This is a genomic window from Rhodococcus sp. ENV425 (genome assembly GCF_002887785.1).
GTDB classification, from domain to species: domain Bacteria; phylum Actinomycetota; class Actinomycetes; order Mycobacteriales; family Mycobacteriaceae; genus Rhodococcus; species Rhodococcus aetherivorans.
This window is the reverse complement of sequence record NZ_PCZU01000058.1, coordinates 1-5,826: the sequence shown is the minus strand read 5'-3', so window position 1 is coordinate 5,826 and position 5,826 is coordinate 1. Positions and strand designations below refer to the sequence as shown.

4 protein-coding genes are annotated in these 5,826 nt (G+C 72.0%); 1 reads left to right on the top strand and 3 read right to left on the bottom strand.

Annotation, left to right across the window (positions count from 1 at the left end; genetic code table 11):
• The 3 genes from meaB to mutA form a co-directional block, all read right to left on the bottom strand.
• On the bottom strand, nt 1-886 hold an 886-nt coding region (meaB, locus tag CQZ88_RS04405; RefSeq protein ID WP_102799301.1), incomplete at its 3' end, for a methylmalonyl Co-A mutase-associated GTPase MeaB.
• 6 nt (nt 887-892) lie between these two features.
• Entirely contained in the window at nt 893-3,139 is a 2,247-nt protein-coding gene (scpA, locus tag CQZ88_RS04400; protein ID WP_102799300.1) for a methylmalonyl-CoA mutase, read from the bottom strand.
• Nucleotides 3,140-5,005, bottom strand: a complete 1,866-nt coding sequence (gene mutA, locus CQZ88_RS04395; protein ID WP_006939318.1) for a methylmalonyl-CoA mutase small subunit — start codon at nt 5,003-5,005, stop codon at nt 3,140-3,142.
• A 215-nt stretch (nt 5,006-5,220) separates the two neighbouring features.
• Between mutA and CQZ88_RS04390 the strand changes: the two genes are divergently transcribed.
• Nucleotides 5,221-5,826 (top strand): TVP38/TMEM64 family protein (locus CQZ88_RS04390; protein ID WP_102799302.1); only part of this gene is annotated, 606 nt, incomplete at its 3' end.

The window sequence follows — 5,826 nt, the reverse complement described above, 5'->3', positions numbered from 1 at the left end:
GCTGGTCGTGCACCATGGTCCAGGTCCAGTCCACCAGCTGGCGGCGCCGGTTCTCCTCGAACAGGCCCGCCTCGGTGAGCACCCGGCGGTGTTCGAGGACGGTGTCCCAGAACGTGTCCAGGCCGGCGCCCTCCAGGCCGCTCATGGTGATCACCGGGGGTTTCCACACCGCGTCGTGCGGGTGCACGAGCCGCAGCGCGCCGGCGAGTTCCCGGGCCGCGACCCGCGCGTCGCGTTCGAACGGCCCGTCGGCCTTGTTCACCGCGACGAGGTCGGCGAGTTCGAGGACGCCCTTCTTGATGCCCTGCAGCTGGTCGCCGGTGCGGGCGAGGGTCAGGAAGGTGAAGCAGTCCACCATGTTCGCGACGGTGACCTCGGACTGCCCGACGCCGACGGTCTCGACGAGGATCACGTCGAATCCGGCGGCCTCGAGCAGCACCATCGTCTCGCGGGTGGCCTTGGCGACGCCGCCGAGGGTGCCGGCCGTGGGGGACGGCCGGATGTAGGCGTCGCGCTGCACCGACAACCGGGCCATGCGCGTCTTGTCGCCGAGGATGGAGCCGCCGGTGCGGGTCGACGACGGGTCCACCGCGAGCACCGCCACCCGGTGGCCCTTGCCGAGCAGGTACATGCCCAACGCGTCGATGAAGGTGGACTTGCCGACGCCGGGGACGCCGGTGATGCCCACGCGCATCGCTCCGCCCGCCTCCGGGAGCAGGCGCAGCAGCAGCTGTTGTGCCTGCTCCCGGTGGTCGTCCCGGGTGGATTCGACCAGGGTGATCGCCTTCGCCAGGCCGGCCCGCCGGTTGGCGAGCACGGCCTCGGCGAGGGCGTCGACGTCGACCGCGGGCCGACGGGTGGGACTGCCGACCGGGGTGCTGCCCATGCCGGGTCAGGCTCCCAGGTCGTGACCGAGCTGGTCGGCGAGCTTGTGCAGCAGGCCCACCGCGGCGGCCGCGATGACGGTGCCGGGCGGGAAGATCGCCGCGGCCCCGGCCTGGTACAGCTCGTCGAAGTCGCCGGGCGGGATGACGCCGCCGACGACGATCATGATGTCCGGGCGGCCCACCTCGGCGAGGGCCTCCCGCAGCGCGGGCACCAGGGTCAGGTGTCCCGCGGCCAACGACGACACGCCGATGACGTGCACGTCGTTGTCGGCCGCCTGGTTCGCGACCTCCTCGGGGGTCTGGAAGAGCGGTCCCACGTCGACGTCGAAGCCGAGGTCGGCGAAGGCGGTGGCGATCACCTTCTGCCCGCGGTCGTGACCGTCCTGCCCCATCTTCGCGACGAGGATGCGCGGCCGGCGGCCCTCCTCCTCGGCGAACTTCTCGACGAGTTCGGTTGCGGTGCTGATGTTGCCTGCCTTTCCGGCCTCGTCCCGGTAGACCCCGCTGATGGTGCGGATCTCGGCCTGGTGCCGTCCGTACACCTTCTCGAGGGCGTCGGAGATCTCGCCGACGGTGGCCTTGGCGCGGGCCGCGTCGATGGCCAGGGCCAGCAGGTTGTGGTCCGGGCCGCCGTCGGCCGAGCCGGCGGCGCGGGTCAGCGCGTCCAGCGCGACCTGCACGGACTCGGGATCACGGTCGGCGCGCAACTGCTCGAGCTTGGCGATCTGCTCGGCCCGCACGCGGGAGTTCTCGACCTTGAGGACCTCGATTTCGTGGTCCTCGGTGACCTGATACTTGTTGACGCCGATCACCGGCTGGCGGCCGGAGTCGATCCGCGCCTGGGTGCGGGCCGCGGCCTCCTCGATGCGCAGCTTCGGGATGCCCTCGGAGATGGCCTGGGCCATGCCACCGGCCTCCTCGACCTCCGCGATGTGCTTGCGGGCGCGGTTGGCGAGCTCGTGGGTGAGCCATTCGAGGTAGTACGAGCCGCCCCACGGGTCGATCGGCCGGGTGGTGCCCGATTCCTGCTGCAGCAGCAGCTGGGTGTTGCGGGCGATGCGGGCGGAGAAGTCGGTCGGCAGTGCCAGCGCCTCGTCGAGGGCGTTGGTGTGCAGCGACTGGGTGTGGCCCTGGGTCGCGGCCATCGCCTCGATGCAGGTGCGGGCGACGTTGTTGAACACGTCCTGCGCGGTGAGCGACCAGCCGGAGGTCTGCGAGTGGGTGCGCAGCGACTTGGACTTGGCCGACTTCGGGTGGAACTTCTCGACGAGCTCGGCCCACAGCAGACGGCCGGCCCGCATCTTGGCGATCTCCATGTAGAAGTTCATCCCGATGGCCCAGAAGAAGGACAGGCGCGGGGCGAACTTGTCGATCTCCATGCCCGCGTCGAGGCCGGCGCGGAGGTACTCGACGCCGTCGGCGAGGGTGTAGGCCAGCTCGAGGTCGGCGGTCGCACCGGCCTCCTGGATGTGGTAGCCGGAGATCGAGATGGAGTTGAAGCGCGGCATGTTCGCGCTGGTGTAGGCGAAGATGTCGGAGATGATCCGCATCGACGGCTTGGGCGGATAGATGTAGGTGTTGCGGACCATGAACTCCTTCAGAATGTCGTTCTGAATGGTTCCGGCCAGCTGCTCGGGCTTGACGCCCTGCTCCTCCGCGGCGACGACGTACAGCGCCAGGATCGGCAGGACGGCGCCGTTCATGGTCATCGACACCGACACCTGCGACAGGTCGATGCCGTCGAACAGCTGCCGCATGTCGAGGATCGAGTCGATCGCGACGCCGGCCATGCCGACATCGCCCTGCACGCGGGGATGATCCGAGTCGTAGCCGCGGTGGGTGGCCAGGTCGAACGCCACCGACAGGCCCTTCTGCCCGGCCGCGAGGTTGCGCCGGTAGAAGGCGTTGGACTCGGCGGCGGTGGAGAAGCCCGCGTACTGGCGGATGGTCCACGGCTGGTTGACGTACATCGTCGGGTACGGGCCGCGCACGAACGGCTCGAGGCCCGGGTAGCTGCCCAGCGGGTAGCCCTCGGCGACGATCCGGTCGCGGTCGGCCTTGGTGTAGACGGGCTTGACGTCGATGCCCTCGGGCGTGGACCACACCACCTGATCGGTCGTGTAGTGGTTGGCGGCGGCGACCGATGCGACGAGCGCCGTGGCCTGCTCCTCGGTGGGGGCGGCGGGAGCCGGCGCCGCCGGATCCGTCAGCGGGACGTCGGCGAAGCTGCCGATCTCGTGTTCGATGCTCACTTACGCTCCCAGGGTGGTCAGCAGGTCGGTCAGCGCGGCGATCGCGTCGATCTTGGCGGTGAGGAACCCGTCCGGGCGCTCGGCGCCGGTGGTCTCGCTCACGGCCCTCTCCGGCCCGGCCAGCAGGACGGTACCGATCCCGGCGCCGCGGAGCGCGGTGACCGCGGCGGCGGCCTGTTCGCCGTAGCGCTTGTCGGTGCCGCACACGACGGCGACGGTGGCGCCCGAGTCGCGGACGGCGGCGGCGATGCTGTCGTCGTCGACGGACAGCGGGCCGGGGTTGACCGTCTCGATGCCGCCGGAGGCGAGCAGGTTCGCGGCGAACGTCGTGCGGATGTTGTGCTCGGCGATCGGGCCGAGCGGGGCGAGCAGCGCCCTGGGCCGGGTGCCGTGCGCGGCGAGATGGACGTCGGAGCGGTTGCGCAGCGCCTCGAACGCCGCGGCGTACCGGGCGACATCGGCGCCGGCGTCGGCGGTCTCCGCGGGCAGCGGGGCCTCGGCGAGGTTCGGGAACTCGTTGACGCCGGTCACCGCGGTCCGGCGGTGGGCGATGTCGGAGTCCCGGCGGGCGCGGGTGGCGGCGATGCGCTCGCCGATCAGGCCGTCGTCGAGGGCGGTGCGGTAGCCGCCGGCCGCCTCGATCTGCTGGAAGAACTCCCACGCCTTGGCCGCGATCTGCGCCGTGAGTTCCTCGACGTACCAGGACCCGGCGGCCGGGTCGAGGACGCGGCCGAGGTTGGATTCCTCGAGCAGCAGCAGCTGGGTGTTGCGGGCGATGCGCGCGGAGAAGGCCTCCGACACGCCGAGCGCACCGGTCGGCAGGGCGGTGTCGAACGGGAGCACGGTGACCGCGTCCGCCCCGCCGATGCCGGCGCCGAACGCGGCGAGGGTGGTGCGCAGCATGTTCACCCAGGGGTCGCGCTGGGTCATCATCGCGGCGGAGGTGACGGCGTGCTGGGGGGCGTGGCCGGCCTCGGCGGCGCCCACGACCTGCGCGATGCGGGCCCACAGCTGCCGGCCGGCGCGGAACTTGGCGATGGTCTGGAACTGGTCGTCGGTGGCGGCGAGCCGGAACTCGATCTGGCCGAGCGCACGGGCCGCGGACTGGCGGCTGCCGGTCAGCTCGCGCAGGTACTCGAGGCCGGCGGCGACGGCGGCCCCGAGTTCCTCGGCGTCGGCGGCCCCGGCGTTGTGGAACGCGGTGCCGTCGACGGTGAGGGCCCGCACGGTCTCGGCGCGGTCCGCGGCGGCGTGGGCGAGTTCGACGGCCTGGGCGACGGTGACGTCGGCCCGACCCGAGAACGCGCTGGTCAGCGGCGCGGCACCGAGGTGCAGGCGCACGGCGCCGCGGTCGGCGACGTCGGTGCGCGCATCGAGCAGGGCGTAGAGGGCGGCCGCGGCGGCGGCGGTGTCGGCGCCGGCGTCGAGGGTGACCGGCGCGAGGTCGAACAGGACCTTGTCGAGCGCGGCGGGCAGGTCGGCGATCGCGATGCCGTCCGCGCCGACGCGCAGCCACAGGGCGCTGACGCCGTTCTCGAGGGCGTCGAGGATGCGCTCGTTCACGTCACCGGCGGTGTCGCCGAAGCGGGCGCTGACGAGCCAGCCGGTGTTGACGTCGCGGGTCGCGGAACCGCCGCGGACGAACGGGAAGGAGCCGGGCAACGGCGCCTCGGGACGCTCGTCGCGCACGCCGTAGAGGGGGGCGACGGCGACGTCGTCGTAGGTGGTGGTCGCGAGCAGCCGCTGCGGTTCCGGTCCGAGCTCCGCGGGGTCGACGCGGCGGGACTTGGCCAGCACCCCCGCCACCGCCTCCTGCCACTGCGCATAGGCGCGCGCAGCGTCCTCGGCTTCTGAAGCTAATGACACGTGAGGGTCCTCTCGTACGCAGCGGGCGGGCTCGCCGAACACGGCCGTGGGAAACCTTAAACCGATTCCGATGTGATGCTAGCCGCATACACGCCGGCCCTATTGTGGGGATCACCACAGTTTCCCTAGCGATCGATAATGTCGTCGCCTAAGGAATCTACCGCGTGCCGAGGCAACCGCTCGTCCGGCCCCCGGCCCCGGTATCGTGACCGTTCGTGACGAGGATGCTGCGGGACCGCCGGATCCTCGGTGCCCTCGCCGTACTGGCCGCGCTCGCGGTCGTCGCGGTGCTGCTCCCCCACCCGTCCGTCGCCGAGGTGCGTGCGTGGGCCGAGTCGGCCGGGCCGCTCTTCCCGCTGCTGTTCTTCCTGATCCACGCGGTGGTGACCGTGGCCCCGTTCCCGCGGACGGTGTTCACCCTCAGCGCCGGGGTGCTGTTCGGGTCGGCCACCGGGATCGCGGTGACCGTCGCCGCCACGACCGTCAGCGCCGTGCTGGCGCTGCTGCTGGTGCGCGCGATCGGCCGCGGCGTGGTCGAGGCCCATCTGAATCATCCGACGGCGCAGGCGGTCGACGAGCGGCTGGCCCGCCGGGGCTGGCTCGCGGTGGGGTCGCTGCGGCTGATCGCGCCGCTGCCGTTCGCGGTGGTCAACTACTGCTGCGGGGTCTCGTCGGTGCGGCTGGTCCCGTACACGCTGGGCACGGTCGCCGGCATCCTGCCGGGCACGGTGGGCGTGGTGTTGCTCGGCGACGCCCTGACGGGACGGACCGATCCCGCATTGCTGGCGGTCTCGGCGGTGTGCATCGCTCTCGGCGCGTCG